Here is a 26,711-nt window from a genome sequence, read left to right as displayed (position 1 = left end):
CCGAGCGGGTGCACCTCCGGCTGCGCCCGGAGCCGGGTGGCCTCGCCCGCCGGCAGCGGATGGCCGCCTGGTCGAGGTGACCGACCGCGTGGGGCGGCGGACACGGCTCCGCGACAGGACCTGGGGCGAGCCGCGGGTCACCACGATCGAGCTACAGCTCGACGGGGAACGCGGCGAGCGGCTCGCGCTCGGCAGCCAGGTCAAGGACGGCGCGACTGGAAGGTAAATCCACATGGCAAGCCCGTGGTCGGAGACTCGGGCTCCGGACTCGGCAAGCATTCGCGGTCAGCGATCGAGAAGCAAGGCGGCATCGCCGCGGAGAGGAAAGACCTCGACACACGCATGGACGCAATTACACCAGACCCAAGACGAGGCCAAGATGAGATCGTTTTACACGTTCGTCCAGGCGCCCGAGGAGGCGATATCCACATGGCTCGACTCTGTAGCGCAGCGAACGCCGAACACACGACAATGGATCTATCCGAGCCCAGACAAGAGAGGTCTGTACATTGAGCTCGCAGATGAGCTCTATGACGAGCTGGAACCCGAGACCAAGCGATCGCTGCTCGACCATTTCAAAGGCGAGCAGCCTCGAAGCATCTGCGTCGACGTATCACGCCATTACTCAGCGGAACACGAGGTCAAAGCGTTCGCCGCAGCCATTCTTCACCAATTTGGCGGAGTCGCCATGGATGACGAGAGCGACCACTGCTGGACAATCGACGAGATCGAGGCCGACCGAATGGTTCAAGGCCGTCGTTTCTTCGGCCGCCCCGGAGCGGCATGAGCCACGCCACGCTCACACGCGCAACGCACAGGATAGCTGAGAGAGCCCCGTCTGAGCACCTCATAGGCTGGAAACGCCGGACCGGCCGCTCATGCACGGTTGCGCTCCACGGTAGGAGATGCGCCCAAGGAGAAGCCGCTCCGCCACCGCGGCAAGTCGTTCAACATCCCCGGGCGCGGCCGAGCGCGAACACGGGTGGCCTCGCCCGCCGGACGGCCAGTTCGAGCACCTCACCGATCTCGCGCGTCGGCCAGTCACCGAGCTCGTTCCCCACGAGATGGTCGCTGTCTTCGTGATAGGCACCGTCGAGAAACACGACGCGCCCATGGGGCGCCCTCGCCGAGCAGGCGCCCCTGGTCGTGGTGCGACTCGCCTCGCCCTACGTGCCCCAGCGGCGGCGTTCGTCCTCCTCGTCGGCCACGTGCTGCTCGTGGCTCCGCGTCAGCGTTTCGATGAGCCGCTCGGCAAAAGCGCGGACGCGTGGATCGGGGTCGGCGCGCCACGCGCGCGCGCGAGAGAGCTGCTCCGCGTCGTGCTCGGCCAGGCTCGCGACCAGCCCATCGGTGCTGTGGACACGGCTGATGATCTCGCCCGCGACCGAGCTCCGCGGACCGAACCGCTGCACCAGGGCGCGCCAGATGGGATCGAGCTCGGGCGCGCGGGGGCGCACGATGGCGGCGGCCGTGCGACCACGGCGCGCATCTTGCCCCACCCAGGCGAGGACGTCCTCGGCCGGCCAGGCGAACGAGGAGCGATGATGAAACATGAACGCCATCTGCAAGCGCCCCGCCGCCGGGTCGCGCCGATCCAGGGCCGCCGCGACGGCCCGCCACGCCGCCAGCGCGTCGCGCGCGGCGGCCGCGTGCAGCGCCGCCCACGCGTGCTCCTTGGCGCCGTGAGGCTGCGATAGCGCCACGAGCGCAAGCTCCGCGACGCGCGCGGCCTCCCCCTGATCGACGAGGAGCCGCGCCCCCAGCTCCCAGAAGTGATCGGTCATGCCGTGCACGCGGTGAGGCGCAAGCCGCTCGAGCGCATTGAGCAGGAGAGCTCGCGAGGTCGCCGCGCGCTCGGGTCGCTCCTCGATGTGCTCGACCAAGAGTTCCAGCGCCGCCGCGGCGTGCTCGATCGGCGTCCCCTCGACGAGCGCCCCTGCGAAGGCGGCGAATGCCGCCTCACTCACCTGGAGCAGCCAGCGTCGGCGCCGGCCCAGCTCCAGCACGCAGGCCCCGTCGAGGAGATCCCGCTGCACGGCCGACCGGATCCAGGCGAGCTGCTCGTCCGTCGCGCCTAGCTCCATGACAGCCAGCGCAAACAGGGGCGCCTCGGCCGCGTCCAGCTTCAGATCGCGCAGAACCGCCTCCGCCGCCACGCCTCGGCCCGCCTGCGCCCAGCCGCCCAGGTAGCGCGCAAAGACGGCTCGTCTCCTCCACGCCCGCGCCCCGCGGCACGTCCTCGCCCGCTCACGGAGCCCCGCGAGCAGGGTCCCGCGCTCATCGCACCGGCCCAGCGCGTAAGCGAACACGTGCGCGCGCACCGCCTCATCGGACACGAGCCAGTCGAGCTCGGAGCGCAGCGGGACGTCGCCCGCGAGCCCCTCGCGCGCGAGCGCTTCGTCGAGCGCATCGTCGTTCTCGCGGAGCGCGGCCGGCCCCCACGCCCCGACCCGCTGGCGAAGGCGCTGCTGGAAGGAAGACGGCGCGAGCAGCGCCTCGAGGCGCCCAGGGTACTCGCCGTCGGGCGCTAGCCAGCCCGCGTCGTAGGTGCGCACGGCCGCGAGCGCGTCGCGGAGCTGGACGCGCTCGGATTCCGTGAAATCGGCCAGATGAGCGGCGAGGATCGCCATGGCATGCTCGCCCATCCCGGCCCGGACTGCGCCGCGCAGCTCACCGGCGACCGCTCGCTTCGCCTTGGCTGCCACATAGGGATGGGGATCGCCGAAGCGCTCGGCGAGGAGCGTCCATGCCTGGGCTCGGGCCAGGCGCACCTCCTCGCCCGCAGGTGCCGTCCAGGCGCCGTCGATCGCCTCGTGCGCGAGGCGGAACGCCCTCGTCGCCAGGACCGCCTGGATGCCCTCGAGGGCAACCGCGCGCACGGCGGGATCGGGATCACTCAGTCGATGTTCCAGGAGGGCCATGCGCTGGGCGAGCGATCGGTGCGTCGCGTTGAGCTCGACGAGGAACAGGCTCGCCCACGTCGCCGTGGCGTTGTTCGCATACGCTTCGTTCTCGGCCTGGGCGAGCCGGAGCAGCGCGGCCTCCGCGTCCTCGAAGGCGTCCGCGCGGGTCGCGAGCTCGTCCAGGGCGAACACGATTCCGCGGCGCTCCTCGATGCAAGCGCGCAATTCGTCGATGCTCGACGCCTCGATCCGCCGGCGGAGCTCGCGCGCGGTCGCGCCGGGCGCATGCCGGGCGATGAACCGGAGGCGCGGCCCGAGCAGGCCGAGCGATCGGAGCTCCCCCCAGTCCGCTGGCGCCCGCTCGAGGTCCTCGACGCCGACCCGAGCCATGCCCACCAGAAGCTCGCGGGGGAGCCCGAGCCGCAACAGGGTCTCGAAGAAGTCGTCCAGGTAGAGCTGGCCGTATAGCACCAGCGTCCGGCCTCCCGGGTCGCGCCCGCCGTCCGGGTCGAGGAGCCACGCGATCACCTCCCGCTCGAGCACGAGGGGCGTCACGTACTTGTACTTCCAGCCCTGGTTGCGCCGGAGGATCCCGCGCCTCACGCACTGATCCGCGACATCGAACAGGTCCTGCCCGCGCTCGAGACCCACGGCGCGGGACACGTCCTCCCGTTGCGCCGGCGAGAGCTCGCCCCAGTCGATCCGTCGCGTGATGGATGCGGCGAGCAGGCAGCGCGCACGACGGAGACGGAGCGCCTCCAGCTCTGGGCCCGGGCTTGCCTCCCAGGACGCTGCGAGCGCCCACTGTGCCGCCTCGCGCACGTCGCGGGGCGGGCGATCCTCGACACGAGACTCGCGCGCGAGCAGGTCGACGAACCAGGGATAGCCCTCGCTCAGCCGGGCGATGTCGTGGACCCCCTGCGCGTCGGTCGACACCCCGAGCACGTGGGCTGCGAGCGTCCGGGTGGCGGTCGGATCGAGCGGCTTGAGGTACCAGCGCGGGGAGAGCCTCGCCTTCGCCAGCACCTGCTCGGGCGCCGGTGTCACGATCAGGAGCCGCGCCGACGTGTGCGTCCTCGTGGCGGCGACGAAGCGCGCGGCGAGCGGATCCACCTGGATCGTCGGGCAGTCATCGACGATCAAGACGACCGCGGGGTGGCGGACCAGGAGCCGTCCGCGGTCCAGCGCCCCGAGCGCCTCCTCGGGGGTCCGAGCCACCCGCACGCGCTGCTCGATGGCCGGGTCGCTCGCGAGCGCCTCCAGCACCAGGCGCGTCTTGCCGACGCCCGGGGGGCCGACGAGCCATGCCGCCAGCTCGCGGGGCGTGGACGGGGCGTGCCGGATGAACCTGAGCAACGCGTCGCGCAGCGCCTCTCGTTCCGCATCGTCGGTGAACTCCGGCTCGCTCCTGTCTTCCTGGTGGTGAGCGCGCCATGCGTCGAGGCCGTGCAGCAGCGGGAGGACGCTGAACCGGTCGGCCCACCTGGCGACGCTCCCGCCCTCGGGCTGGCGCGCGCGCAAGAAGTCGGTGAGCGCATGGGCATCCAGGATCTCGATGTGCGTGCTGGGGTCATCCGCGTCCGGCCGCTCCTGCTTCATGCGCTCCCAGAGCGCGGCGGCCAGGTGCTCGTGCGGCGTTCGTTGGACGCCGCCTCGCGTCACCTGGCTGTCGAGGTTGCCGACGGTGTTGATGAGCAGCTTGAAGTAGCCGCCCTCCAGCAGCACCTCGACGACCCGGCCGAGGCCCTTCCGCTCCTGCACGTCTCGCAGCGCCAGGTTAAGCCAGTTGTCCCCGCTCTTGCAGCTGTACGCCGTTCGGGTCTGACCGTCCTCCGTGAGCGGACCCAGGTGGTACGCTTTCTGGTAGTCGGCCTTGGAGAGGTGAGGCGATCTCCTGACGGTGAGCAGGATGTCGCGTCCACCGTCCGCAACGCTCCGTTTCGCTGGACCGTCGACGGCTGGACCGTCGTGACGATCGTAGGCCTCGAACCGGATCAGATCGAAGCAAAACTGCTCGAAATCGTCCGGCTCGAGCGCCTCCAGGAGCTCGACGCTGAGGTCCGTCCAGCCGAGCGGGTCCCGTACCATGACGGCAGTGTGGACCGGCGACGCCTCACGGGTCAACGAAGGCACCTGCCTGCGGGAGGATGGCGGAAGCGGACGCCGGACGTCGCACGATCAGGCGAGCGAGACAGGTGGACGTCGGAGCCGTCACCCATCGCAGCGGTCGCGCTCAGCACGCTGGCGCCCGACCTCCCCGGCACCTGCCTCTCCCAGCAGGCGCGATCCGTCACGCCACCCCGTCTCCACCCCCTCGCGACGGATCCGATCCGTCGCGCCCCCTCCGCCGCCCCTCGAGCGCGAGCGCGCGCGCCGGCGGCCCACCGCGATAGGGTCTTGGGCTCCGCTCAACGATGCGCCAACGCCGCTACCCCTCCGGCGGGTGGACGCGTAAGTAAAACAAGCCCGATCGTGGCGCGACGAGGCGTGGCGTGGCGGACGGCTCCGGCAGGGTCGGGGGCATTGGAAGGCGGCGCCCTGGGGGGGTCCGGAGACCCTGGAGCGCGGCGCAGAGCGCGCGAACAGGCGCATGGCCTGGCGAGGGCAACGTCTTCCGCGCCCCAGCCGATCATGCGGGCATCCTGCGCCTGCCCGTCGGTCGGTACCGCGTGCTCGCCACGCTGGACCCTGTGTGATGCGTGCGAGGCGCGCGCGCAGCAGGCGCGGCGCGCCATAGCCGCCGGCGACCAGGGCTGGAGCGGGCTCACCTTCGTCCAGAAGACCGGTGTCATAGTCCTGCTGTCCGGGATGTTCGCGGCCATCGTTTCAAATGGGTTCGATGATCCTCCGTCGCGCAGCATCCCCCGTCCGACCCCGGACGCCGACGTATTCGCCAGGGCCGCGCGCGCAAACCAGGCGCTGCGCGAGCGGCAGGAGCGCGAGCAGCGGGAGCGGGAGCGGAAGCAGGAGAAGGCACGCCTCGCGACCATCGATGCGGCCAGGCCACCGGCGGAGCGCACCGCCCTCGCGACCGAGGCCCTCACGAGCGACGGCGGTGACACGAAGAGGACCTATTGCAGAGCCCGTGAATTGCTTGACCCGATCGAGCCCAAGGACAGAGGCGCCGCGGACGTCCGCAAGGCGCTGTCGCTCATGAAGTCGAAGGAGGCTCTCGTGCTGCGGGCCGAGCGCCTCGCCTTTGAGAAGACGCGAGGACTCATGTGCCGGGACGGGACGGAGCCCCACCTGCCGCTGCCACGGACCGCACCGCGGGTGCTGCTCGCACCACCGCGGCATCGCTGGTTGTGAGCCGCTGCCGACCGAGGTTTCCTGCCCGTAGCCGACGTGCGCGTGCGCGGCGTCCGTCCCGAAGTGGGGGCCGCCTCCACCTCGCGCGCCACCTCTCCCAGAGCGACTGGCTCCCCTCGACCAGGATGGGCAGGCGCGGGTTCGGATTCAGCGCTCGAAACCTCTCCTGCTGTGACGGGTCAAGAGGAGCGGCGTGGACGCATCCCACGGGTGCGTCGAGGGGGCGCGCCACGGCAGCGGCGACCCGTGAATTCAAGCTTCGGCTGAAGCACAGCTTCACGGGTCGTCCCCTCCTGCCCGCTCATTTCACGACGAACTTCGCCGTCGTGAAATTGACCGTCCCGCTGTTGAACTGGGCCTCGATCAACAGCTTGACCTCGTGCAGATTCCCCAGGGAGAGGCCGAGCTTTTCCCACTGGGTGAAGTGTTCGGAGACGGAGATGGTGCCGCAGGTGCGAGCCGTCCGCCGGATGCTGAAATACTGGTCGAACGTTTCACTTGGACCCGTGATGGCCGGCTTGTTCACGCGGGTCTTCTTCCACACGTCGTAGGTCTCGCCATCGGCAACGAGCGTGCCCACCTCGTCCCGCGGCGTCCCATCGGAGGAAAAACCTCCCGGCTTCTCGCTCCCCCAGTCGTCGAGGATGTAGAACTCGCGCAGCGGGTTGACGGTCCAGCCGTAGATGCCGATGTACGTGAAGCCACCGTCCTCCTCCGTCTTGGTATGCGCGAACTCCGCCGAGATGGTGCCGATCTGGGTGTGCTTCCGGGTCTGGTTGAAGTCGAGCCCGACGCGCGCCAGGAAATCCTCGACGTCGTTCCATGCCGCGCTGAACGCGGCGTCGACGCCGTGCACGGTCATGCAGCCCGACCCGCCTCCCTCCGCCCAGAGCTCATAACCGTAACCGTTGCCCGCATTGCCTCGACTGTTCGAGCAATACTCCCTGCCTCCGGTCAGCGGTGTCGCCGGCGGGCAGGCGTTCGCGCCGCCGCCCGTGGCCCCGCCGCCGCCGTCGCCGGTGCCGCCGCCGTCGCCGGTGGAGCCACCTCCACCCGTCGCTCCGCCCGCACCGGGGAGCCCACCGCTGCTGCTCGCGCCGCCACTCCCGCCGCCGCTCCCCGTGACGCCTCCGGTAGCGGATGTAGCGCCCGCGCCCCCGGCGCCCGGTTGACCACCGCTGCCGCCCGCGCCGGTGGATCCTGCGATCGATCCGCCGCTCCCGTCTGCGTCCTTCACCTCCCCGGAGCCGGCACAGCCCGTGAAGGCCGCGCCAGCCAGGCAAGCGGCGAGGATGCCCAGCGACCAGCGGGACGGAGCGAAAATCTTCATGGTCGGAGCATGCCCCGGTTTGCACATTCGAATCAAGCGAGGCGAACCGTCTGAAGGATAGCTCGTCGTCGGCTTGCCGCATCGAGCAGAAGTTTCCAGAACCGCGAAGATCTCCTTCACTTCGTCGCGCCCGACACTGCCGAGTGAGGACCAAGGTCCCCGCTCACCTCACAATCGTCGCCGCGGGCGCGCGATCACGATCGGAAACCGCGGTACAAGATCGTCGAAGCGATCCTGAAGAGCCGCCTCGACAAGGCTGCGCTGCGCGAGGACCACGATGAAGTTTGACCTCAGGACCGTGCAGTCCTAATTCAGGACCATCGCCTGGCAACGAGGTCGCGCGAGGAGGGTGCGATGAGAAAGCTGACGGTGTTCGAGAGCGTCTCGCTCGACGGCTACTTCGTCGACGCGCGAGGTGACATGAGCTGGGCCCACGCGTCCTCCGCGGGGGATCCCGAGTGGGCGCGCTTCACCTCGGAGAACGCCAGGGGTGGCCGGGGCACGCTGCTCTTTGGCCGCAGGACCTACGAGCTCATGGCGGGCTTCTGGACGACCGAGGCGGCGCGCCAGCAGATGCCCGAGGTCGCCGAGGGCATGGCCCGGATGGAGAAGCTCGTCGTCTCGCGCACGCTCGAGCAGGTCGGCTGGACGAACGCCTCCCTGCTCCGCGGCGACCTCCTGGAGCGGATCGCCGCGATGAAGCAGGGCAGCGGCGAGCCGATCCTGGTGATGGGGAGCGGCACGATCGTGGCGCAGCTCGCGCGGGCCGGGCTCATCGACGGCTACACGTTCGTCATCGCGCCGATCCTGCTCGGCGGCGGCCGCACCCTCTTCGAGGGCCTCGACCACGCCGTCGCGCTCCGCCGCGTCTCCGAGCGCACCTTCGAGAACGGCAACATCGTCGCGACGTACGAACCGCGGTGACGCGCGCCGAAGGACGAGCCGGGCGCTTCAAAACGAGAGCTGTGCTGACAGCCCGGCGATCGCGCCCGACGCCGCGGGCACGATCCGGAGCTCCACGCCACCTCGATCCTCGCTGCGATACGTCCGCGGCATGTTGAGGAACACCAGGACCGCTCCCGCCGCCAGGGTCGCGCCACCGGCGATGAACAGGCCGGTGGCGACATGGCCCTCCGTCACACCCCCGCGCGTCGCGTCCGACCTCGTCGGAGCGCAGCTCGACCTGCAGGTCTCTTCAAACAGCTGCTCCGCCTCGTCCACATGCTCGTCGGCCTGCCAGCGCAACACCGCACCGGCCAGCCCGAGGGCCGCGCCGGCCCCGACCACGGCCCACGGTTTCCAGGCGGACCACCTGCGCACCGTGACGATGCCGTCCGCGCTCAGCTTGAGCACCCCCGAGGCCTGGGCGCCGGCGAGCACGACGACGGGCTTCACGAGGGGGAAATACCCCTCCTTCGTCGCGCTGATGACGTGCTCTCCGGGCGTCAAGAACCGGCGTGACGAGCCCGGAGCGACGAACCACGGGCTCCCGTCGAGCAGCACCGAAGCGCCGGGCTCATCACAGCGCACCTCGACGACGGCCAGCTCGCGCTCGACGAGCTCCTTCATCAGCGCGCGCGCCTCTTCATCGTCCGCGGGCTCGAGCGACGCCGGCCCCCACCGGAGCGCGAGGCGCAGGTTCTCGTAGGCGAGCAGCGGCATCCCCATCGTCTTGAGCACCCTGCCCAGGTAGAACCGGAGATCCGGGTGCTCCCACAGGGCGAGCGCCTCCTCGTACTTCTTCCTGGCGTCGCCGAGCATCATCCTCCTGTGCAGGTCACGCCCCTGCATGAAGAGCTCCAGCGCCGCGCGCTTGCGCTCCTCCGCGACGCCCTCGTGCCAGGGGGGCAACGCCGGCTCGGCCTGAGCCCACGCGGGCGCGGCCCGGGACGCGAGGAGCGCGATCGAGAGCCATGCACAGATCGCAGCTCGGGTGCTCGTGGGCGTCCTCTTCATGGGAATGTATCGATGATCTCCCGGAGCGATGTTTACCTCAAGCGATCCCGGACCCGCCCGACGGAGCGCGTGATGAGCTGCTCCAGCGCCTCCTTGCTCCGGCGCTCGTCGGCTGCCGCCTGCCTGGCCCTCTGCTCCTCGACGCCAGCCCTGGCCCGCTCGTCATCGGCCCTGGCTTCGGCGCGCCGCGCCTCGGCCTCGGACGCCCGCGCCTCGTCGCGCGCCGTCCGGGCCTCCTCGGCCGCGGCGCGGGCCTTCTCGGCCTCGGCTTCGGCCCTGTCCCTGGCCTCCTCGGCCTCCTTCTGCAGCCGCTCGGCCCGCCGCCGCTGCTCTTCCGTGCTCATCCTCGCCTGCTCGGCGGCCTGTCGAGAGGCCGTCTCTCTCGCGAGCGCCTCTTCGAGGCTGCCCTCGGTCCGGCGGATGTCCTCGAGCTGCGCGCTGATGACCCGATTCTGGCGGACCACCGTGACGATCCCCGCGGCGGCGCCGACGACCAGGAGGGCCAGGCTCGTGATGGTCCCGACGATGAAATTGCGCTTCCTGCGCTGCGCCTGGCCGGCCAGCCTGACCACGGCGTCGAGGTAGCGCTGCTCTCGCTCGGGCAGCCGGCGCTCGGAGCGCTCCCGGAAGCGGCGCGCCTCCTCGGCGAGCTTGCCGCGCCACAGGAGGTCGTCGGCGCAGCCGCTCGACGCCCACTGCCGCGCCGCCGCGCGCAGCTTGTCGAGGAACACCGAGTCCCCCTGGTTCTCGTCGAGCCAGCGCAGCAACGTCGGCCAGCGCGCGATGAGCGACTCGTGCACGATCTCCACCCTGCTGCCGGCGCTGTCCCGCCCGGTCTCGATGGCGAGGAGCCGCGCGTCGGCCAGCAGGTGGACGACGCTCTCGAGCTCGTCGGGATCGCCGTCTCCGGGCAGCTCGCGGAGCTCCTCCAGGCTGGCGATGGCCCGCGTGCGCTCGGGCGTGACCAGGCGCTCCAGGATGGCCCGGCAGTGCCTCGCCTGGCGGCCGCCGAGCCCGGCCAGCACCGCGTCGGCGTGGCTCGCCAGCGCGCCCGCCACGCCGCCGATGGCCTCGTAGCTCGCTCGCCGTGCGGCGACCCGCCGCGCGCGGGACGCGCAGGTCCTTAGAAAGCAGGTAGGAGATGATGAAGAGAACGTGTGCTCTTTCTTGGTCGACGTGGCTCGTCCTCGGCGGAGGGCTCGTCGCCGCGGGGTGCGTGGCAGGCGACACCGGGCCGGCCGTCGCCGGTCCAGCGGTGGATGCGTGCGGCATCGACTCGGTGGATCCCGCTTGCAACCAGTCGATGTCGGCCGAGCTCAACATCAAGAGCAAGGGCGAGAGGCGGTCGCTGCTCGTGGAGGGCAGGAACGGCCCCGAGGAGCTCCATTACGAGGTGGTGGACGGGCTGGCCATCCTCGATGGCGATATCATCCTGGGCACCGCAGAGGAGATCGAATCGCGGCCGAAGGGCTCTGGCGTGGCGCTGCGGGATTACCGGTGGCCCGACCGCACCATCCCGTACGAGATCAACGCTGCCCTGCCGCCGGACCTGCAGGCCAGCATCAACAGCGCCATCGCCCACTGGGAGACGAACACGGACATCGATTTCGTCCCCCGTACGAGCCAGGCCGACTACGTCGAGTTCGTCCTCTCCAGCGCGTGCAGCTCGAGCGTCGGACGGCGGGGCGGAAGGCAGACGATCAACCTCTCCGCGAGCCAGAGTCCGTCCGACATCGTGGGCATGGGCATCGCGAAGTCGAACGACTGGGTGTATACCTGGTACAACGACGGCTATGTCTCCGTGGGGACCAGCGCGACCCTCGACTCGCGCGTGCCGCTGTATGAGTACGAGCTCCCGAGCGGGTACGCGCCGGCCGATATCGTCGCCATGTCGATCTCGTCGATCGATCGGGTGTATACCTGGTACGATGACGGCAAGTTCTCGGTCGGCAACTCGTGGGATCTCGACGCGCATCAGGGGCCGACGAGCTACTCGTTACCGCCGGGCTACGCGATCTCGAGCATCCGAGGCATCGGCATCGCAGGCTCGAACGACCACGTCTACGTCTGGTACTCGGACGGGAAGGTCAGCAGCGGGACGTCGGGGGACCTCGACGCCTACCTCGCGCCCTACGCGTACACGCTGCCGCCCGGAGAGACCGTGGGCACGATCGTCGAGATCGACATCGCCGGGAACGATCGCGTCTATGCCTGGTTCACCGACGGGCAGAAGAGCTCTGGAAACAGCGCCGATCTGGACGCGGTGAGCGGGCTGACGGGCTACACGCCCCCGGGGGCATGCAGCTACGGCAGCATCGTCCACGAGATAGGGCACACCGTGGGGCTCTGGCACGAGCAGAGCCGATGCGATCGTGACGAGCACGTGACGATCGACTCGAGCAACATCCTGCCGGGCAAAGAGCACAATTTCACGAAATACTGCGGCAGTGACGGGCGCGATCTCGACGAGTTCGACTTCGGATCCATCATGCTCTACCACTCGTGGGGCTTCGCCAAGAACCCCAGCCTCCCGACCATGGTCAAGGCGAGCGACGGCAGCACCTTCTTCGCGCAGCGGTCAGGCCTGAGCGCGGGCGACATCACCTCCGTCAAGGAGCTGTACGGCTACTCTCCGCCGGAGGGCAGGACGCCGACGGGCATCGTCGGGATGGGCATCGCCAGCACCGACCGCGTGTACACCTGGTATTCGGACGGGAAGGTCGTCGCCGGCAGGAGCACCGATCTCGACTACGACTTCGCGCCGTACAGCTACACGCTCCCGCCCGGCAAGACCACGAGCGACATCGTGGCCATCTCGATCGCGAAGTCGAACGACTGGGTGTACGCCTGGTACGATGACGGCACCGTGAGCGCCGGCACGAGCAGCGATCTCGACGCGCACCTCAGCCCGTCCGCCTACTCCCTCCCGCCCGGCAAGACCATCGCCGACATCGTGGAGATCGGGATCAACCCGTCCGACAACGCCTATGTCTGGTACGACGATGACACCGTGAGCATCGGCACGACGTCGGATCTGGACGCCGTGCAGGCGCCGACCGCGTACGCCTTACCGCCCGGCAAGCCGGCGTCGATGATCCAGGGCATCGACATCGCGGACAGCACCTCGCGCGTCTATGTCTGGTTCTCCGACTACACGCTGTCCATCGGGACCAGCGTGGACCTCGATTACTACCAGGCGACCTGGTAGAGCGCGGGAGGAGCCATGCTGCGCGCGTCGCTCGCCATCCGCCTCGCCTCGGCCGCGCTCCTCGCGTCGGTCGAGGCGGGGTGCGCCGAGGGGCAGGCGGGCGGCGCGCAGCCGCTCGACTCCTCTTCTTCGCCGGTCGTCTACGGGACCGACAGCCGGCGTGAGTTCTTCGAGCCTGCCTCGGAGGCGCTGCGGCGCCTCGCGAGGTCGTCGAACCTGGCCGTGTTCCGGCGCTCCTCCCTGGACGGGACCGATCCGGCGAGCGTCCGTGTCGCGGCGCCGAGCCTCGGCGAGGCGCGCGGCCTCTGCGAGGACGCGCGCTTCGTCGACCAGCCCTCGGCGGCCGTGTGCTCGGGCGTGCTCATCGACGAGGATCTCCTGCTCCTCGCCGGTCACTGCATCGAGGGCGAGTTCTCGTGCCAGGATCTCCTGTTCGTCTCGGGGTACTACTATGACGCGCCCGGCGCGCTGCACCCGATCCGGCAAGAGGACGTCTTCGCCTGCCGGCGCCTGGCGTACTGGCAACCCGGGCGCGAGCGCGGCGAAGGGGCGCTCGACGCGGCGGTCGTCCAGCTCGACCGCCCCGTCCAAGCCCCGCTCCTCCCGGCCGCCCTCGCGGCGGGCGCGCCGCCGCCGGACGCTCCGGTGACGGCCATCGGGTACGGCGAAGGGCTGCCCGGGAAGCTCGATGTCGAAGGGAGGTGGCTCGAGTCCAGCGCGCCGGACGGCGGCCGCGCCGAGGCCCAGGTCGACGCCTTCACGGGGTCCTCGGGCGGAGGGGTGTTCGATGCGCTGCACGAGCTCGCGGGCATCGTCGTGTCGGGGCGGCGAGACTACGCGCTGAGCGAGGAAGGGTGTGTCACGGTCCACGTGGAGCCGGAAGCGGCGGCGAAGGGAGAGGGGGTCGTCCTCGCGGGGCGCGCCGTTCAGGCGCTCTGCGAGGAGGGGTGGCCGAGCGAACGGCTCTGCGGGGACGCCGGCGTGTGCGGGGATTCGATCTGCGCGCTCGGCGAGGAGCTGGCCACGTGCGCCGCCGACTGCCCCGCCGCGGCCTGTGGCGACGGGCGCTGCGAGGCGGACGAATGGCGCACGTGCAGCCTGGACTGCGGGCCCACGCCGCCCGGCCACTGGGTGTGCTCGTCTCTCTGGTATGCCGAGGGAGCGCATTGCGATTGTGGCTGCGGTGCTCCCGATCCGGACTGCCGCGCTGGGGAGTGCGGCGCACCTGAAGGAAGCGCCCCGGGCGAGGACGTCACCCCCGGAGACCGGGCCCGCGACCGCGGCGGATGTTCCGTCGCCGGCGCGCCGCGACGCTCGGCGGGCCACGTCCTCACGGGCGTCGCGCTGCTCGCTCTCTTGCTACGTGTTCGACGATGGGAAAGGCCGGGCGACCGTGCGGGACGAGGTGGACGGCATCCCGTGGACGGCCATCGTGCAGCGCGATCCAGCCGGCGAGGAGCAGCCAACGACTCCTGGCCGACGCCCTCGTCGTGAAGGTCTTCGCACGCGCAGCCCCATCCCGGCCCGGTCCGGTCGCGCCGCCACCGCCCCGAGCGCCGCCGCCAGGACCTCGGGGGCGCCGGGCGACACGATCAGCGCCCCGGGAGCGCCGAGGTGGATTCAAGCCTCGATGGAGAATAGGATCACCTCGTGAACCGATCGGCAATGGTCTTCGCGGGCGTCCTGCTCGCCGCCGGCTGCGGGCGCGGCGCCATGGCACCTGGGTCCTCCTCGTCGAGCTCGAGGACGGCTGCGGTGTCTGGCGGCGACCCCGGAGCTCGGCCGCCCGCGGCCGCGACCCCGACCGCCACCCCGGCGCCCGCCCAGCCCGCGCCGCGCACCGCAGCCCCCGACGCGGCGGCGGACGCCGAGCGCCAGAGGGACGCCCGGGAGGCGACGAACGATCCTCGGATCGAGGAAATCCGGAAGAAGTATGCGGAGATCCAGGCGGACAAAGGCCTCGAGACGAGCGAGCTCCGCATGGCCTGCGCCGCTGGCGAGGGGAGCGCCGAGGTCCGGCTGCACCGGAAGGGCGATACCGTCTACCGAGTTGTGCTGAAGGACAACGCCGCGGGAGACGCCGGGTCGACCTATCACTTCTATTATGACGACGGCCTGCCCATCTTCGCCCTGAACGACGCCTACCCCTTCGGCGACCCCGCGGCGACCCGCCTCCTGCAGCGCCGGTACTACTACCACCAGGGCAGCCCGATCCTCTGCACGCGCAAGCGCGCGGAGGGGCCGGCCGACGAGGTCGAATCCCTGCTGCGCCAGGCGCCGAGCGAGCCTGTCGACTGCTCCTTCGCGCCCAAGGTGCAACGGCTGGCCTCGCTCGCGCTGAGGGGCGCTGAGGGGATGGCCGAGCTGAAGAAGCTGCTCTGTCCCGAGCCGCCCCGGCAGACCGACCGGTAGGCGCACCTTCCGGCGCCGTTCCTCGCGCGTCGCGCCCTCCCTGCGTCGCTCCCCGCGAAAGGACCACGCCGCCGCCGCCGTCAGCGCCGGCCGCGGCCTCGCCGCGCCGCGCGCTCCGCTTCGTCCTCCCCGAGCGCCTCGGACTCGGCGTCGTCCGCGTCGAGCGGCGCGATCCGCTGCTTGCGCGCCGCGTCCTCGGCCGGCGCCGGCGGAACGCTGCCGCGGATCTCCTGGGCGATCCGGGAGAGCATCGTCGCCACGCCCTCCTCGACGGCGTGCCCGAGCTCCTCCGCGCTCCGCTCGAGGCGCTGCTTGCGCTCGAGGTGCTCGGCCCTGCGCTGCTCCTTCAGCCGCCGGAGCTCCTCCCGCCGCGCCCGCTCGGCGCTGCGCGCGATCTCCCGCCGGATCTGCCGCGGGGACACGTCGCTGGAGAGCGCGGCGCGCGCATGAAAGGCGAGCCCCAGCCCCCACCCGAGCAGCGGCCAGAAGAACCACCACGGCCCGGGCGTGAGCGCGTTGACCGCGAAGAGGAACGCGTTCACCACGACGAAGGAGAACAGGTGCGACCGGAAGCCCTTGCGCCGGCGCGCGACGATCGCCGCGCGCGCCTCCTCCTCGCCCCGGACCAGCTCGATGTCGCGCGACGCGGCCTCGATCGCGGCCCGCGAGATGCCGATCTCCTCGGCCGCCGCGACCAGCTCGTCGTGGCCGACCTCGCGCGTCTGCGCGTCACGGAGGGCGCGCTCCAGGATGGCCCGCACCTCGGCCTCGGTGTACTGCCGCCCGCCCTGCTTTCCCGGTCTCGCCATCGCCCACCGCTCCTCGCGCGCTCGGAGCATACGCGCGACCGCGCGCGGGCGCCCCTTCCATGAGCGCAGGGACGCCATGCGCAGCGACATGTCGACGGAGGACCGGCCTTGCTGGCATCAAGGAGGGACATCACAGCGGATCCCATTGCCCGGCCGGGCTCCAGACCAGCAAGCGGAGGTCGTCGACCGCCACGGCGCCTGGACCGGAGAGCTCCACTCCATGACTCGGCCGCTCGGCATCGCTCGAGAAATTCAGGCGCACTGTCGTGCGGAAGCGTGATTGAGGCCAGCGCCCTCTCCCCTTGACGCGGCGCTCCGGAGGAGCCCTGTCCGCCTCGTCCTCACATCCGTCTCGAGGACACCGCAGGGCGGTCGATCGGGATTGACATCGGCCCTGTGAGCGTTCACATTTGGGCCCGTTCGTATCTTGCTTCGCTACGGAGGGTTGGTCCTGCGCGCCGAGGGCTTCGTCGGCCGCTCGGTCTCGGCGTGGGTTTCATTCGCTCGGTCGTCACGCTCGCGAGCAACGGTGAGCTCGCGGACGTCGCGGTCGCGCGTCAGCAGCGCTGGGCGCGAGGTCTCCACGACGACCCGCGCGCGCGTCGGCTGGCGAGCATCCGCTCGACGCCCCGCGCCCCCGCCGAGCTGACCCGCGTCGACGCCCTCAGGCGGATTGCGACCTGAGAAACCCGTTGAGACAGTCATGAGACGACCCGCGGTGCCGCACGGACGCCCGTGCATTTCATCGGCCAGCTCATCCAGCTCGACGCGTGCACGTCGAGAGGGCGCAGCCGTGGGCGCGCGCGGCGACGCTCGCATCCGGCCCCCCTGCAAAGAGACGCCATATCGACAATTCATCCATACATTGAAGAGGCCTCTCTCACTCCACCCCTGTAACACGCCCACCTGGGCACAGGAGAACCTCATGAGACTACGATTCGAACGATGGTCCCTGCTGACGACGCTCGCGCTCATCGCGTGCGGTCCCGCCGAGCCGCTCGACGAAGACGGCTTCGAGTTCGACGAAGCAGCCGAGAGCATCACCATCGACACCGCGGCGACCTACACGATCGTCGGCGTCCAGAGCGGGAAATGCGTCGAGGTGGCTGGAGGCAGCACCGCGGACGGGGCGGGCCTGCAGATCGCCGGCTGCAACGGCTCGACGCGGCAACAGTTCCGCATCGAATCGACAGGCGGTGGTTACTATCGCATCCGCAACGTCAACAGCAACCGCTGCCTGGACGTCACGGGGGCCTCCACCAGCGACGGCGCCCGCATCCAGCAATACTCCTGCTGGAGCGGGGAGAACCAGCAGTGGTCGTTCACGGACGTCACCAGCGGCGTCGCGCGCCTCACGGCGCGTCACAGCGGCAAGTCCCTGGACGTCTACAGCCGCGGCACCGCGGACGGCACCGCCGTGATTCAGTGGTCGTGGAACGGCGGGACCAATCAGCAATTCCGGGTCACGCCCGTGAGCTCGGGCGGCTCGGGCGGCTCGGGCGGCGGCAGCGGGGGCGGCAAGTTCGTCGGTAACATCACGACCGGCGGACAGGTGCGATCGGACCTGATCCGATACTGGAACCAGATCACCCCGGAGAACGAGGGGAAGTGGGGCTCCGTCGAACCCCAGCGGGACGTCATGAACTGGGCCGGCATGGACCGGGTCCGGGATTACGCGCGCCAGAACGGCATTCCTTACAAGGGTCACACCCTGATCTGGGGCGCCCAGCAGCCGAGCTGGCTCGCCGGCCTGCCGCAGAGCGAGCAACGCGCGGAAGTGGAGGAGTGGATCCGCGCGTTCTGCCAGCGCTACCCGGACGTCGCCATCATCGACGTCGTGAACGAGCCGCCCCCGCACACCACCCCGGTGTACATGAACGCCCTCGGCGGCGCGGGCTCGAGCGGATACGACTGGATCGTGCAAGCGTTCAAGTGGGCGCGGCAGTACTGCCCGAACGCCATCCTGCTGCTCAACGACTACAACAACATCGAGTACAGCGCCGACAACCAGAACACGATCAACATCGTCAACCGGATCCGGGCGGCGGGCGCGCCCATCGATGGCATCGGCGCGCAGGCCCACGCCGCGTTCTCGATCCCGACCAGCACCGTGAAGGGCTTCCTCGACCGGCTCGCCGGCACCGGTCTGCCGGTCTACATCACCGAGTACGACATCGACCTGGCGAGCGACGCGCAGCAGCTCAACGTGATGCAGAGCCAGTTCCCCATGTTCTACAACCATCCGAGCGTGAGAGGCATCACGCTGTGGGGCTACGTCAGCGGCCAGACGTGGTTGAGCAACTCAGGGCTCATGAGCAGCGGCGGCCAGATGCGGCCCGCCATGGCCTGGCTGATGGACTACCTGGGGCGCTGACGCCGAGCGCGCCGACGCGCGCACCACGGAGGGCCGCGCGCCCGGAGATCGCCGCGCAGCCTCGTCCGCGCGGCCGCAGGTCCGGCGGGGACCACCCGCGGAGCCAGGGTCCGCGCGGCCGATCCCGGGCGCCCTCGAATGTGCCTTGCTTGCCGCCTCACCCCCGGTGAACAGAGGAAATGATGATGAGAATCAGACTTGAACAATCGCTGCTGTTCACGATGCTCTCTGCCACGGCCGCGTGCGGCTCCGCCGAGCAGTACGACGACGTCGACCTCGAGCTCGACGAAGCGGCCGAGAGCATCACCATCGACACGGCGGCGACCTACACGATCGTCGGCGTCCAGAGCGGGAAATGCGTCGAGGTGGCCGGAGGCAGCGCCGCGGACGGGGCGGGCCTGCAGATCGCCGGCTGCGACGGCTCGACGCGGCAACAGTTCCGCATCGAATCGACGGGCGGCGGCTACTATCGCATCCGCAACGTCAACAGCGACCGCTGCATGGACGTCACGGGGGCTTCCACCGGCGACGGCGCCCGCGTCCAGCAGTACTCCTGCTGGAGCGGGGAGAACCAGCAGTGGTCGTTCTCGGACGTCGCCGGCGGCGTCGTGCGCCTCACGGCGCGTCACAGCGGCAAGTCCCTGGACGTCTACGGCCGCGGCACCGCGGACGGCACCGCCGTGATCCAGTGGTCATGGAACGGCGGGGCCAATCAACAGTTCCGCGTCGTACCCGTGACCTCGGGCGGAGGGTCGGGGGGCTCTGGCGGCGGGGGTTGCGGCTTGCCCACCACCTTCCGCTGGCAGTCGAGCGGCGTCCTGGTGAGCCCGAAATCCGACGCGACGCACAGCATCGTGTCCATCAAAGATCCGACGGTCGTCTTCCATGACGAGCGCTGGAACATCTATGCCACCACGGCGAACACCGCCGGCAACTGGCAGATGGCTCACATGAGCTTCACCGATTGGTCCCAGGCCGCGTCCGCGCCGCATTACTACATGGATCGCACGCCTGGCTTCAGCGGCTATCGGTGCGCGCCGCAGATCTTCTTCTTCAGGCCCCAGAACAAGTGGTACCTCATCTATCAATCCCAGCCGCCGCAGTTCTCCACGACCGACGATCCGAGTCGCCCGGAGACGTGGACCCGACCCCAGAGCTTCTTCGCGTCCACTCCCCCTGGCATGCCCAGCCTGCCGATCGACTACTGGGTGATCTGCGACAGCGCCAACTGTCACCTCTTCTTCACCGGCGATGACGGTCGGATGTACCGCAGCCAGACCACCCTGCAGAATTTCCCGAGCGGGTTTGGTCCGGTCTCGGTCGCGCTTCAGGACTCGAATCGTTTCAACCTGTTCGAGGGGAGCTCCACGTACAAGATCAAGGGCATGGACAAGTACTTGACCCTCGTCGAGGCCATCGGCCCGACGGGCGCCAGGTTTTATCGCGCGTTCACCGCCGACCGCCTCGACGGCGCGTGGACCCCGCTCGCGGACACCTGGAACGCGCCGTTCGCGGGCCAGAACAACGTCACCTACGCGCCGGGGGTGGCGGACTGGAGCGACGACATCAGCCATGGCGAGCTGCTGCGCGATGGCAACGACGAGACCGCGACGATCGACACCTGCAACCTGCAGTTCCTGTATCAAGGACGCAACCCGAGCTCGGGCGGCGAATACTCGCAGCTCCCGTATCGCCTCGGCCTGCTGCGGGCGATTCGCTAGGCCTCCGCTCCGCCCCGGTCTCCTCTCGCCGTCGCCCTCGAACGAGGCGCGGAGCGCCGGGGAGCGACGGCGAGGGTGACGGGCGAGCGCGGATTGGGTATATCCATGGACGGCGCGAGGACGAGCCCCATGATCCTTCCCAAGAAGCGTGACCCACGGTTCATCACCATCCGCCGCGGAGGGCTCCTGGATGATGGCACCCATCACGCGCTGGCGATCTGGGCCGCAGATTGCGCGCAGCACGTCCTGCGCTTCTTCGACGACTACAGGCCAGACGACGACCGGCCGCGGAGAGCGATCGCGCTCGTGCGGGCGTGGACCCGGGGCGAGGCCACGATGAGAGAGTGTCACAAGGCGGCGTTCGCTTCCAACGCCGCAGGCCGCGAGGCGCCCCCCGCCGCCCGGTTGGCCGCCCTCTCGGCAGGCCAGGCGGTGGCCGTGGCGCATGTCGCCGCCCATGAGCTGGGGGCTGCGGCGTACGCCATCAGGGCTGCCAGGGAGGCCGCTCCACGGGGCCAGGGGGACGCGGCTGCGCGAGCCGAACGCCAGTGGCAGTGGGAACAGCTGCCCGACTCGATTCGAGACCTCGTCCTCGACGACCAGAAGCTGCGCAACGCGCTCTGCTGGAACGTGTTCGTCGACTGAGCCGACGACGCTGCAGCGCGGGGACGTGACGTTCGAGGTCCGTTCCATCGGTGGGCCTCTCGCTGGTCGAGCTCGCTCGGCTTCGACACGGCCGAGCGCGCCACTCCTCCCCGCCGCGGGGGTCCACGACGCTGTTCGTGACGTCGACCACGGCGCCGCCCACCACGTTACCGAGCGCCTCGGCGCCGTTCGCGGTGCCATGGCGCTGCCGGGCGCGAGGCGGGCGGGGGCGGGTGGTGCGGCCTTCCCGGCTTGCCGGGGCGCGCGCGCCGTGCCTTGATCGCGCGCGTGACGACGGGGTTCTTCGAGGCGCGCGGCCTTCGTTTCCGGCTCGATCGCGAGGGGGTCCTGGTGAGCGAGGGGCCGGCGCGCCCGGTCCAGGCCAGGATCGACCCCGACGAGGCGGGCCTCGGCGGGGACGAGCCGCTGGCCGAGCTCCTGGGCCGCCGGCTGTCGGCGCTGCTCGGCGCGCCGGTGAGCGACGAGGAGGGGACCTTCGACCTGGCGGTCGAGCGCGAGAGGGCCGTGGTCGCGGCCGTGCAGCTCTCGTGCGGCGAGGACGACGAGGACGTGCTCGATCTGCTCGGCGAGCGGGCGCCCTCGCTGCCGGTGCGCGCGCTCGTCGAGGCGCTGATCGAGGCGCTGCGGGGCTCCGGGTGACTGATCCGGCGCGCGAGGCGCCAGAACGCAGCCATCGGGATGGAAATGTCCGGTTCGTTCAATCGCCAGGCGGCGGCGGGAGGTACGAAGGCGGTGGTGAACCGCGGCCCGCCCGGCGACGAGGCGTGTCCGGTCGTCCAGCGCTGGAGGAAGGGCCCGGTCCATCTCGTGCGCACGGGTATCGAGCACGTGCGCGGCGGCCTGCGCTGAAACCCACGAAAGGAGATCGACCTCATGAGCGAACCGACGCCCGCAGCCGACACCCCCCGCGCCCCCACGCCGGTCCTCTCGGTCAGCCCCGTCGTGCTGCCAGCCCCCGGCCGCGCCGTCGATCTCCAGGTGCGCGTCTCCGCGCCCGTGACCGGAACCGCGCTGCCCATCCTCTTGCTCTCGCACGGCCACGGCCCCTCCAACCACCTCTCCTCCTTGAACGGCTACGCCCCGCTCGCCAGCTACCTGGCGGCGCACGGCTTCGTCGTGCTCCAGCCCACCCACCTCGACTCGAAGACGCTCCCCTTCAGGAGCTCCGATCACCCCGAGGCGCCGCTGTACTGGCGCTCGCGGGCCGAGGACATGAAGCGACTCCTCGACCAGCTCGACGCGATCGAGGGCGCCGTCGCCGCCCTCGCCGGGCGTCTGGACCGGAGCAAGGTCGCCGTCGTCGGGCACTCGATGGGCGGGCACACCGCGAGCCTGCTGCTGGGCGCGCGGCTCACCGATCCCCACGACGGAGCGGAAGTGAACCTCGCCGAGCCCCGGATCGAGGCGGGCGTGCTGCTCGCCGCGCCCGGCAGAGGGGGCGATGCCCTCACCGAGCGCGCGAAGAGGTATTCTTGCTTCTCGACCATCGACTTCTCCTGGATGACGACGCCCGCGCTCGTGGTCGCCGGTGACAAGGACGCCTCTGCCCACCTGACGGTCGCAGGCGCCGGCTGGCACGCCGATCCCTACTTCCTCTCCCCAGGCCCCAAGTCCCTGGTCACCCTGTTCGACGCAGGGCACGGGCTGGGCGGCGTCTCGGGATACGACGTCGCCGAGACCACGGACGAGAACCCCGCGCGCGTGGCCGCCGTCCAGCGCCTCACCTGGGCCTACCTCCGCACCGCGCTCTACCCCGGAGACCCCGCCTGGCAGGAGGCGCAAGACGCGCTGACTAGCGCGGCCAGCCCGCTCGGACGGGTCGAGTCCGGATGAGCGGGGTCGCCCTCACCCCACGGCCTTCGGGCCGCCGAGGCGCGCCGTATCGACCTCAGGGTGCTCCGCGGCCGCGCGGGAGGGCCTACGCCCCGCCGAGCAGCCCTCCCGCGACGCGGGCGAGCAGGTCGAGGAAGCGGCGCGCGCGCGCCGGCACCAGCCGCCCGCTCGCGTGGAGCGCCCAGACCCCGCGCCCGGGCAGCGTCCAGGCCGGGAGGAGGCGCACGAGGCGGCCCGCCTCCACGTCCTCGCGCACGAGGTAGGCCGGGAGCAGCGCCACCCCGGCCCCCGCGAGCGCGGCGGTGCGCAGGGCGCCGAGCCCGCTCGTGACGAGCGCCGCGCGCGCGGTGAACGACGTCGCGCGCCCGTCGCGCTCGAAGCGCCACCGCCCCCGCTCCGCGGCGTGGGCGAGCTCGAGGCAGCGGTGCGCGCGCAGATCCCCGGGGCGGCGCACGGCGCCTGCGCGCGACAGGTACTCCGGGCTCGCGCACGGCCAGCTCGCCTGCGTGCCGATGCGCCGGCCCGTGAGCGAGCTCGAGCGCAGCGCCCGGCCCACGCGCACGACCACGTCGAACGACTCCTTCACGACATCCACGTAGCGCTCCGTCAGCTCGAGCTCGACGCGCACGCCCGGCGCCGCCACGAGGAACGACGCGACCGCCCGGGCCACGACGTGCTCGCCGAGCACCGTCGGCGCCGAGATCCGCAGCGTCCCCTGCAGGGCGCCCTCCTCGCCGCGCACCTCGCGCTCGGCGGCGGAGAGGTCGGCGAGCAGGCGCTCGGCGCGCTCCCTGTAGAGCGCGCCGGCCGGCGTGAGCGACAGCGAGCGCGTCGTCCGCTGCACGAGCCTCACCCCGAGGCGCTCCTCGAGGCCCGAGAGCCTCCGGCTGAGCGCCGACGGCGAGACGCCGAGGCGCTTCGCGGCGCCGGCGAGGCTCCCCGCCGCCGCGAGCGCGACGATGAACCGCAGATCGTGAAAGGCATCGTGGCCGGCCGTCATTCGTGATCTCCATGCACGACAGTCGTCCCGTATCATGACTGGAACGCACGGTTCCACGCCCGCATGATCCTGCGCGCAGGGTGCGCCGGAGCGCGCCCGAGGAGCGATCGGATCGTATGGACAGGGAGCGTTCGGACGGGGTTTCTGGGGGATCGGGCCGCATCTGGGCCCACGCTTGTCTCAGGCTCGTGCTCGGCACGAACATCGCCGTGCACGGGCTCGCGCGGGTGCGCGACGCCGCCGGGTTCGGGGCGAAGCTCGCCGCGGATTTCGACGGTCTGTTGCCGTCATGGCTCGTCGGGCCGTTCGGCGCCGCGGTGCCCTTCCTCGAGCTCGGCATCGGCGTCGCCGTGCTGCTCGGCCTGCGGCTCCGCGAGGCGCTCGCGGCCGGCGGCGTCCTGCTCGCGAGCCTGACGTTCGGCATGGGCCTGCGGCAGCAGTGGGAGGTGGTCGGGCTGCAGCTCGTCTACGCGCTCGCCTACTGGGCCCTGCTCTACCGGATGGAGGACGCGCGGCTCACCGCGGACGCGCTGCTGCTCGACCGCCGCGCCGGGCGGGCGCCGCTCGGCGCTGCTGCTCCAGGGGCTCGCACGCACCGCGGCCGCGGTCTGCTGGAGTAGTCCCTCGTAGAGGACAAGACACCCATCATAGCAGACGATGGCCGCTGGCTTTCCCGCGGCGCCCGACCTCGCGCGCGCCCCGGGCTCGACGCCGCAGGTAAGCTGATGTGGCTGCCGCGCTTGCAGCGGAGTCAGCGCCGACGATTACCAGGTGAGCTGAGCTACCGACAACGGATTATTACGTCTGCATGGTTGAGTGAGACGTCCGTCCAAGGTAACCTCACGGTGTGCGAGGCTGGTTCGGAGTCGCTCGAGTGTGGGGGGAGCCGCGACGGCGACGGCGGGTTTCGGCCGCGGGACCTCGCGGGGGACAGCGAAGGAGGGGCTAGCATGAGAACCGTTCTTTCTTTGGCGGTGTACGGGCTCCTGGGCGGCGCGTTCGCCGTGGCGGGTTGCGGTGGCGACGACTCGGGCAAGGACGGCGCCGGCGGGAGCTCCTCCAGCACCTCCACGTCGTCGAGCGCGGTGAGCGGGACCGGCAGCTCGACGAGCGCGGGGACTTCCGGCGGCGGCGCGGGCGAAGGCGGCGGCGGGAGCGTCGACCCGAGCGAGCAATGCCCCGGGTGCGCGCGGCTCTCCGTGCCGCTCACGAGCGCGGCGCAAGCGACGCAGTTCTTCATCGAGTTCGACGAGCCGGTCGACCTGACCGGCGCCACCGTCACGTTCCGCGTGAAGGCCCACACCGGCACCAGCGGCGGCGTGCAGCCGTTCGTGCAAAACGGGGCTGACCTGTTCTGGGCGAACATCGGCTATTCATGGAATCCGGTCGCCGACCTGGGAGCGTGGGCGGACCTCACGCTCGATGTCGATGCGTTGGCCCCAGCGTCTCCCTCGTTCAACCGCACCGTGGTGAAGTTGATCGGGCTTCAGGTCGCAGCGGGCGCCACGGGGCCCTGGACCAACCCGACCGTCATCTACGTCGACTCCATCACCGTGACGAGGCCAGGCAGCACGAACGGCGCCGGGGGCCCGAGCAGCCAGCGGGGCGCCGGGAGCCCGGGCGATGAGCCTGCAGAGTTCGGCGCCGGGGGCGCGGGCGGCGCCAGCGGCGAAGGCGGTGCCAGCGGCGTCGGCGGCGAAGGCGGCACGGGCGGCGCCAGCGGCGGAGGCGGCGAAGGCGCCGCAGGCGGCGCGGGCGGCGAAGGCGGCGCCGGCGGCGCAGGCGGCGCGGGCGGCGAAGGGGGCGGCGGCGGCTCCGCCGGTGGCGGCGGCGTCGGCGGCTCCGCCGGTGGCGGCGGCGAAGGCGGCTCCGCCGGTGGCGGCGGCGTCGGCGGCTCCGCCGGTGGCGGCGGCGAAGGCGGCTCCGCCGGTGGCGGCGGCGCGGGCGGCGAAGGCGGCGCGGGCGGCGGCTCCGCCGGAGATGTGATTCACGTGGTGGGTCCGTTCGAGTTCGCGACCAGCGTGGAGCCGCTGGAGATCGGCAATTACATGCCCGTGGCGGGCTCGACGCTCCTCCACATCTCCGAGTGATCCCGGGCCAGCCAGCCTGTGGCGCCCGCGTCTCCTCACCAGGGGAGGGAGCTCGCGCCGAGCTCCCGCACGGTGAGCCTCCGCCCGGTTGGTCTGGTCCTCCAGGATCGACGCTCGACCAAGCGCCACAGGCCCAGGACGAAAAAGCCGACCTTCGAGGGCCGGCTCTCTCGCATCGATCGAAACAGATTGCCGCCTGGGCGAGGACGGCGTCTCGGTGGAGTCGCGCCGGTCTCCTGAATGGCTGGATCGGAGCTCGCCCGCGCCCGCGCGACGACGCTGTTCAGCTGGAGCGCGGCTTCGCGCGATCGGCTGCGACAGCATGTTGGGCATCGCGCGTGTAGACGTTTGGGTTGTGCCGCTCCATGAAGAAGTGCGGGTTGCTCAGGGCAGTGAAGCCGTACTTCTCGTAAAGCCCATGCGCATCGGAGGTCACGAGCATCCACCGGCGCAAGCCTTGCAGACCGGGATGAGCGCTGACGCACTCCATCAACCACTTGGACAACCCCTGCCCTCGATATTCCTCCAGCACGAAGACATCCCCGAGGTACGCGATCGTCGCAAGGTCACTGATCACCCGCGCGAACCCAACCTGCTTGTCGTTATGCAGCAGAGCAAAGCACAGGGATCCGTCGAGCGATCTCCTCACCGTCTCTCTCGTGATCCCCTTCGCCCAGTACGATCGGCTGAGAAAACCGTGAATCACCTCCAGATCCTGCTTGTCTGGATCGCAGGTGACACTGAATTCCCCCTTCTTCCACTCCATTGCCATTGCTCCGCGCGTGGTCCTGCCCAACCCCGCGTTCACGAGGTCCGACATGGAAACATGTACGTCTACGCCCTGACCAGGGCCAAGTGATCGATCCGCTCTCCCGTCGCCGCCCCCCCCGCCCCGCTGCTCGCAGCCGGCTCGCCCGCCCGCCGCCTCTGGCTCGCCGGCATCGCCTCGCGGCAGGCCCCGCACTGCCGCGACAGGGCCCACCGGTCGCCTCTAGCCCGCGGCGCTGGCCGCGCGCCCCCGGATCGCGCGGTTCGACGCGACCCGGCTCGCGTCTCCGCTGGAGGGCCGAGCGTGTCCCGATGAAGCAGGTGCGCCCCAT

24 protein-coding genes are annotated in these 26,711 nt (G+C 70.8%); 16 read left to right on the top strand and 8 right to left on the bottom strand.

Features of this window, described 5'->3' with window-relative positions; translation table 11 throughout:
- Nucleotides 1-76: 76 nt before the first annotated feature.
- On the top strand, nucleotides 77-226 hold the full coding sequence (locus WMF31_RS40900) for a hypothetical protein (RefSeq protein ID WP_436607298.1): 150 nt from the start codon (nucleotides 77-79) through the stop codon (nucleotides 224-226).
- Between the two features lie 153 nt (nucleotides 227-379).
- Nucleotides 380-787 (top strand): hypothetical protein, encoded by a 408-nt coding sequence (locus tag WMF31_RS40895; RefSeq protein WP_436607297.1) that lies wholly within the window; start codon nucleotides 380-382, stop codon nucleotides 785-787.
- Nucleotides 788-947: 160 nt separating this feature from the next.
- On the opposite strand, the gene WMF31_RS40890 is transcribed toward WMF31_RS40895, so the two are convergent.
- Entirely contained in the window at nucleotides 948-1,103 is a 156-nt protein-coding gene (locus WMF31_RS40890) for a hypothetical protein (RefSeq protein ID WP_436607296.1), read from the bottom strand.
- A 63-nt stretch (nucleotides 1,104-1,166) separates the two neighbouring features.
- Complete coding sequence (locus tag WMF31_RS40885; protein ID WP_436607295.1) at nucleotides 1,167-4,991, bottom strand: hypothetical protein; 3,825 nt, start codon at nucleotides 4,989-4,991, stop codon at nucleotides 1,167-1,169.
- Between the two features lie 543 nt (nucleotides 4,992-5,534).
- On the opposite strand from WMF31_RS40885, the gene WMF31_RS40880 reads away from it, so the two are divergent.
- Complete coding sequence (locus tag WMF31_RS40880) at nucleotides 5,535-6,212, top strand: hypothetical protein (protein ID WP_436607294.1); 678 nt, start codon at nucleotides 5,535-5,537, stop codon at nucleotides 6,210-6,212.
- 301 nt (nucleotides 6,213-6,513) lie between these two features.
- Here the strand turns inward: WMF31_RS40880 and WMF31_RS40875 are convergent, their stop codons facing one another.
- Nucleotides 6,514-7,662 carry a glycoside hydrolase family 11 protein gene (locus WMF31_RS40875; RefSeq protein ID WP_436607293.1) on the bottom strand — a complete coding sequence of 383 codons (1,149 nt, stop codon included), beginning with the start codon at nucleotides 7,660-7,662 and terminating at the stop codon, nucleotides 6,514-6,516.
- Nucleotides 7,663-7,896: 234 nt separating this feature from the next.
- On the opposite strand from WMF31_RS40875, the gene WMF31_RS40870 reads away from it, so the two are divergent.
- Nucleotides 7,897-8,466 (top strand): dihydrofolate reductase family protein, encoded by a 570-nt coding sequence (locus tag WMF31_RS40870; RefSeq protein ID WP_436607292.1) that lies wholly within the window; start codon nucleotides 7,897-7,899, stop codon nucleotides 8,464-8,466.
- A 27-nt stretch (nucleotides 8,467-8,493) separates the two neighbouring features.
- Here WMF31_RS40870 and WMF31_RS40865 read toward each other — a convergent pair whose 3' ends face one another.
- Both WMF31_RS40865 and WMF31_RS40860 read right to left on the bottom strand, forming a co-directional pair.
- Entirely contained in the window at nucleotides 8,494-9,498 is a 1,005-nt protein-coding gene (locus WMF31_RS40865; protein WP_436607291.1) for a hypothetical protein, read from the bottom strand.
- Between the two features lie 32 nt (nucleotides 9,499-9,530).
- Nucleotides 9,531-10,721: an nSTAND1 domain-containing NTPase gene (locus WMF31_RS40860; RefSeq protein ID WP_436607596.1), complete on the bottom strand. Its 1,191-nt coding sequence runs from the start codon at nucleotides 10,719-10,721 to the stop codon at nucleotides 9,531-9,533.
- Between WMF31_RS40860 and WMF31_RS40855 the strand changes: the two genes are divergently transcribed.
- The 3 genes from WMF31_RS40855 (at nucleotide 10,640) to WMF31_RS40845 (ending at nucleotide 15,118) form a co-directional block, all read left to right on the top strand.
- Nucleotides 10,640-12,706, top strand: coding sequence for a M12 family metallopeptidase (locus WMF31_RS40855; RefSeq protein WP_436607290.1), 2,067 nt, complete (start codon nucleotides 10,640-10,642; stop codon nucleotides 12,704-12,706). The genes WMF31_RS40860 and WMF31_RS40855 overlap by 82 nt on opposite strands.
- A 15-nt stretch (nucleotides 12,707-12,721) precedes the next feature.
- Complete coding sequence (locus WMF31_RS40850) at nucleotides 12,722-14,200, top strand: trypsin-like serine peptidase (RefSeq protein WP_436607289.1); 1,479 nt, start codon at nucleotides 12,722-12,724, stop codon at nucleotides 14,198-14,200.
- A gap of 156 nt (nucleotides 14,201-14,356) precedes the next feature.
- The gene (locus WMF31_RS40845) at nucleotides 14,357-15,118 is read left to right on the top strand and encodes a hypothetical protein (RefSeq protein WP_436607288.1); all 762 of its coding nucleotides are present in this window, start codon (nucleotides 14,357-14,359) and stop codon (nucleotides 15,116-15,118) included.
- Nucleotides 15,119-15,198: 80 nt separating this feature from the next.
- On the opposite strand, the gene WMF31_RS40840 is transcribed toward WMF31_RS40845, so the two are convergent.
- Nucleotides 15,199-15,927: a 2TM domain-containing protein gene (locus WMF31_RS40840; RefSeq protein ID WP_436607287.1), complete on the bottom strand. Its 729-nt coding sequence runs from the start codon at nucleotides 15,925-15,927 to the stop codon at nucleotides 15,199-15,201.
- 489 nt (nucleotides 15,928-16,416) lie between these two features.
- Here WMF31_RS40840 and WMF31_RS40835 point away from each other — a divergent pair, with 489 nt between their 5' ends.
- From WMF31_RS40835 to WMF31_RS40805, 7 genes are all read left to right on the top strand, one after another.
- On the top strand, nucleotides 16,417-16,611 hold the full coding sequence (locus tag WMF31_RS40835; RefSeq protein WP_436607286.1) for a hypothetical protein: 195 nt from the start codon (nucleotides 16,417-16,419) through the stop codon (nucleotides 16,609-16,611).
- 241 nt (nucleotides 16,612-16,852) lie between these two features.
- Complete coding sequence (locus tag WMF31_RS40830) at nucleotides 16,853-18,301, top strand: endo-1,4-beta-xylanase (RefSeq protein WP_436607285.1); 1,449 nt, start codon at nucleotides 16,853-16,855, stop codon at nucleotides 18,299-18,301.
- A 185-nt stretch (nucleotides 18,302-18,486) separates the two neighbouring features.
- The gene (locus WMF31_RS40825) at nucleotides 18,487-20,022 is read left to right on the top strand and encodes a non-reducing end alpha-L-arabinofuranosidase family hydrolase (RefSeq protein WP_436607284.1); all 1,536 of its coding nucleotides are present in this window, start codon (nucleotides 18,487-18,489) and stop codon (nucleotides 20,020-20,022) included.
- 129 nt (nucleotides 20,023-20,151) lie between these two features.
- Nucleotides 20,152-20,667 carry a putative immunity protein gene (locus tag WMF31_RS40820; RefSeq protein ID WP_436607283.1) on the top strand — a complete coding sequence of 172 codons (516 nt, stop codon included), beginning with the start codon at nucleotides 20,152-20,154 and terminating at the stop codon, nucleotides 20,665-20,667.
- Nucleotides 20,668-20,955: 288 nt separating this feature from the next.
- Nucleotides 20,956-21,327 carry a hypothetical protein gene (locus WMF31_RS40815; protein WP_436607282.1) on the top strand — a complete coding sequence of 124 codons (372 nt, stop codon included), beginning with the start codon at nucleotides 20,956-20,958 and terminating at the stop codon, nucleotides 21,325-21,327.
- Nucleotides 21,328-21,366: 39 nt separating this feature from the next.
- Nucleotides 21,367-21,537: a hypothetical protein gene (locus tag WMF31_RS40810; protein WP_436607281.1), complete on the top strand. Its 171-nt coding sequence runs from the start codon at nucleotides 21,367-21,369 to the stop codon at nucleotides 21,535-21,537.
- 24 nt (nucleotides 21,538-21,561) lie between these two features.
- A complete protein-coding gene (locus WMF31_RS40805; RefSeq protein WP_436607280.1) occupies nucleotides 21,562-22,521 on the top strand; it encodes an alpha/beta hydrolase family protein in 960 nt (319 codons plus the stop codon).
- Nucleotides 22,522-22,606: 85 nt separating this feature from the next.
- Here WMF31_RS40805 and WMF31_RS40800 read toward each other — a convergent pair whose 3' ends face one another.
- Nucleotides 22,607-23,521, bottom strand: coding sequence for a LysR substrate-binding domain-containing protein (locus WMF31_RS40800; RefSeq protein ID WP_436607279.1), 915 nt, complete (start codon nucleotides 23,519-23,521; stop codon nucleotides 22,607-22,609).
- Between the two features lie 116 nt (nucleotides 23,522-23,637).
- Between WMF31_RS40800 and WMF31_RS40795 the strand changes: the two genes are divergently transcribed.
- Complete coding sequence (locus tag WMF31_RS40795; RefSeq protein WP_436607278.1) at nucleotides 23,638-24,141, top strand: MauE/DoxX family redox-associated membrane protein; 504 nt, start codon at nucleotides 23,638-23,640, stop codon at nucleotides 24,139-24,141.
- A 330-nt stretch (nucleotides 24,142-24,471) separates the two neighbouring features.
- Nucleotides 24,472-25,611, top strand: a complete 1,140-nt coding sequence (locus WMF31_RS40790; RefSeq protein ID WP_436607277.1) for a hypothetical protein — start codon at nucleotides 24,472-24,474, stop codon at nucleotides 25,609-25,611.
- Nucleotides 25,612-25,894: 283 nt separating this feature from the next.
- Here WMF31_RS40790 and WMF31_RS40785 read toward each other — a convergent pair whose 3' ends face one another.
- Nucleotides 25,895-26,431: a GNAT family N-acetyltransferase gene (locus WMF31_RS40785; RefSeq protein ID WP_436607276.1), complete on the bottom strand. Its 537-nt coding sequence runs from the start codon at nucleotides 26,429-26,431 to the stop codon at nucleotides 25,895-25,897.
- Nucleotides 26,432-26,711: the final 280 nt, after the last annotated feature.

The sequence above is a fragment of the Sorangium sp. So ce1036 genome (assembly GCF_051369805.1).
Classification (GTDB): Bacteria; Myxococcota_A; Polyangia; order Polyangiales; family Polyangiaceae; genus Sorangium; species Sorangium cellulosum_F.
Note: the sequence above shows the minus strand (reverse complement) of the source record. Positions and strands in the feature narration are given on the sequence as shown.

Coding starts and splice junctions, on each gene's coding strand:
- WMF31_RS40895 (WP_436607297.1), top strand. CDS start 380: ATGAGATCGTTTTACACGTTCGTCCAGGCGCCCGAGGAGGCGATATCC.
- WMF31_RS40885 (WP_436607295.1), bottom strand. CDS start 4,991: ATGGTACGGGACCCGCTCGGCTGGACGGACCTCAGCGTCGAGCTCCTG.
- WMF31_RS40880 (WP_436607294.1), top strand. CDS start 5,535: ATGCGGGCATCCTGCGCCTGCCCGTCGGTCGGTACCGCGTGCTCGCCA.
- WMF31_RS40870 (WP_436607292.1), top strand. CDS start 7,897: ATGAGAAAGCTGACGGTGTTCGAGAGCGTCTCGCTCGACGGCTACTTC.
- WMF31_RS40865 (WP_436607291.1), bottom strand. CDS start 9,498: ATGAAGAGGACGCCCACGAGCACCCGAGCTGCGATCTGTGCATGGCTC.
- WMF31_RS40855 (WP_436607290.1), top strand. CDS start 10,640: ATGATGAAGAGAACGTGTGCTCTTTCTTGGTCGACGTGGCTCGTCCTC.
- WMF31_RS40850 (WP_436607289.1), top strand. CDS start 12,722: ATGCTGCGCGCGTCGCTCGCCATCCGCCTCGCCTCGGCCGCGCTCCTC.
- WMF31_RS40840 (WP_436607287.1), bottom strand. CDS start 15,927: ATGGCGAGACCGGGAAAGCAGGGCGGGCGGCAGTACACCGAGGCCGAG.
- WMF31_RS40830 (WP_436607285.1), top strand. CDS start 16,853: ATGAGACTACGATTCGAACGATGGTCCCTGCTGACGACGCTCGCGCTC.
- WMF31_RS40825 (WP_436607284.1), top strand. CDS start 18,487: ATGAGAATCAGACTTGAACAATCGCTGCTGTTCACGATGCTCTCTGCC.
- WMF31_RS40820 (WP_436607283.1), top strand. CDS start 20,152: ATGATCCTTCCCAAGAAGCGTGACCCACGGTTCATCACCATCCGCCGC.
- WMF31_RS40810 (WP_436607281.1), top strand. CDS start 21,367: ATGGAAATGTCCGGTTCGTTCAATCGCCAGGCGGCGGCGGGAGGTACG.
- WMF31_RS40805 (WP_436607280.1), top strand. CDS start 21,562: ATGAGCGAACCGACGCCCGCAGCCGACACCCCCCGCGCCCCCACGCCG.
- WMF31_RS40800 (WP_436607279.1), bottom strand. CDS start 23,521: ATGACGGCCGGCCACGATGCCTTTCACGATCTGCGGTTCATCGTCGCG.
- WMF31_RS40795 (WP_436607278.1), top strand. CDS start 23,638: ATGGACAGGGAGCGTTCGGACGGGGTTTCTGGGGGATCGGGCCGCATC.
- WMF31_RS40790 (WP_436607277.1), top strand. CDS start 24,472: ATGAGAACCGTTCTTTCTTTGGCGGTGTACGGGCTCCTGGGCGGCGCG.
- WMF31_RS40785 (WP_436607276.1), bottom strand. CDS start 26,431: ATGTCGGACCTCGTGAACGCGGGGTTGGGCAGGACCACGCGCGGAGCA.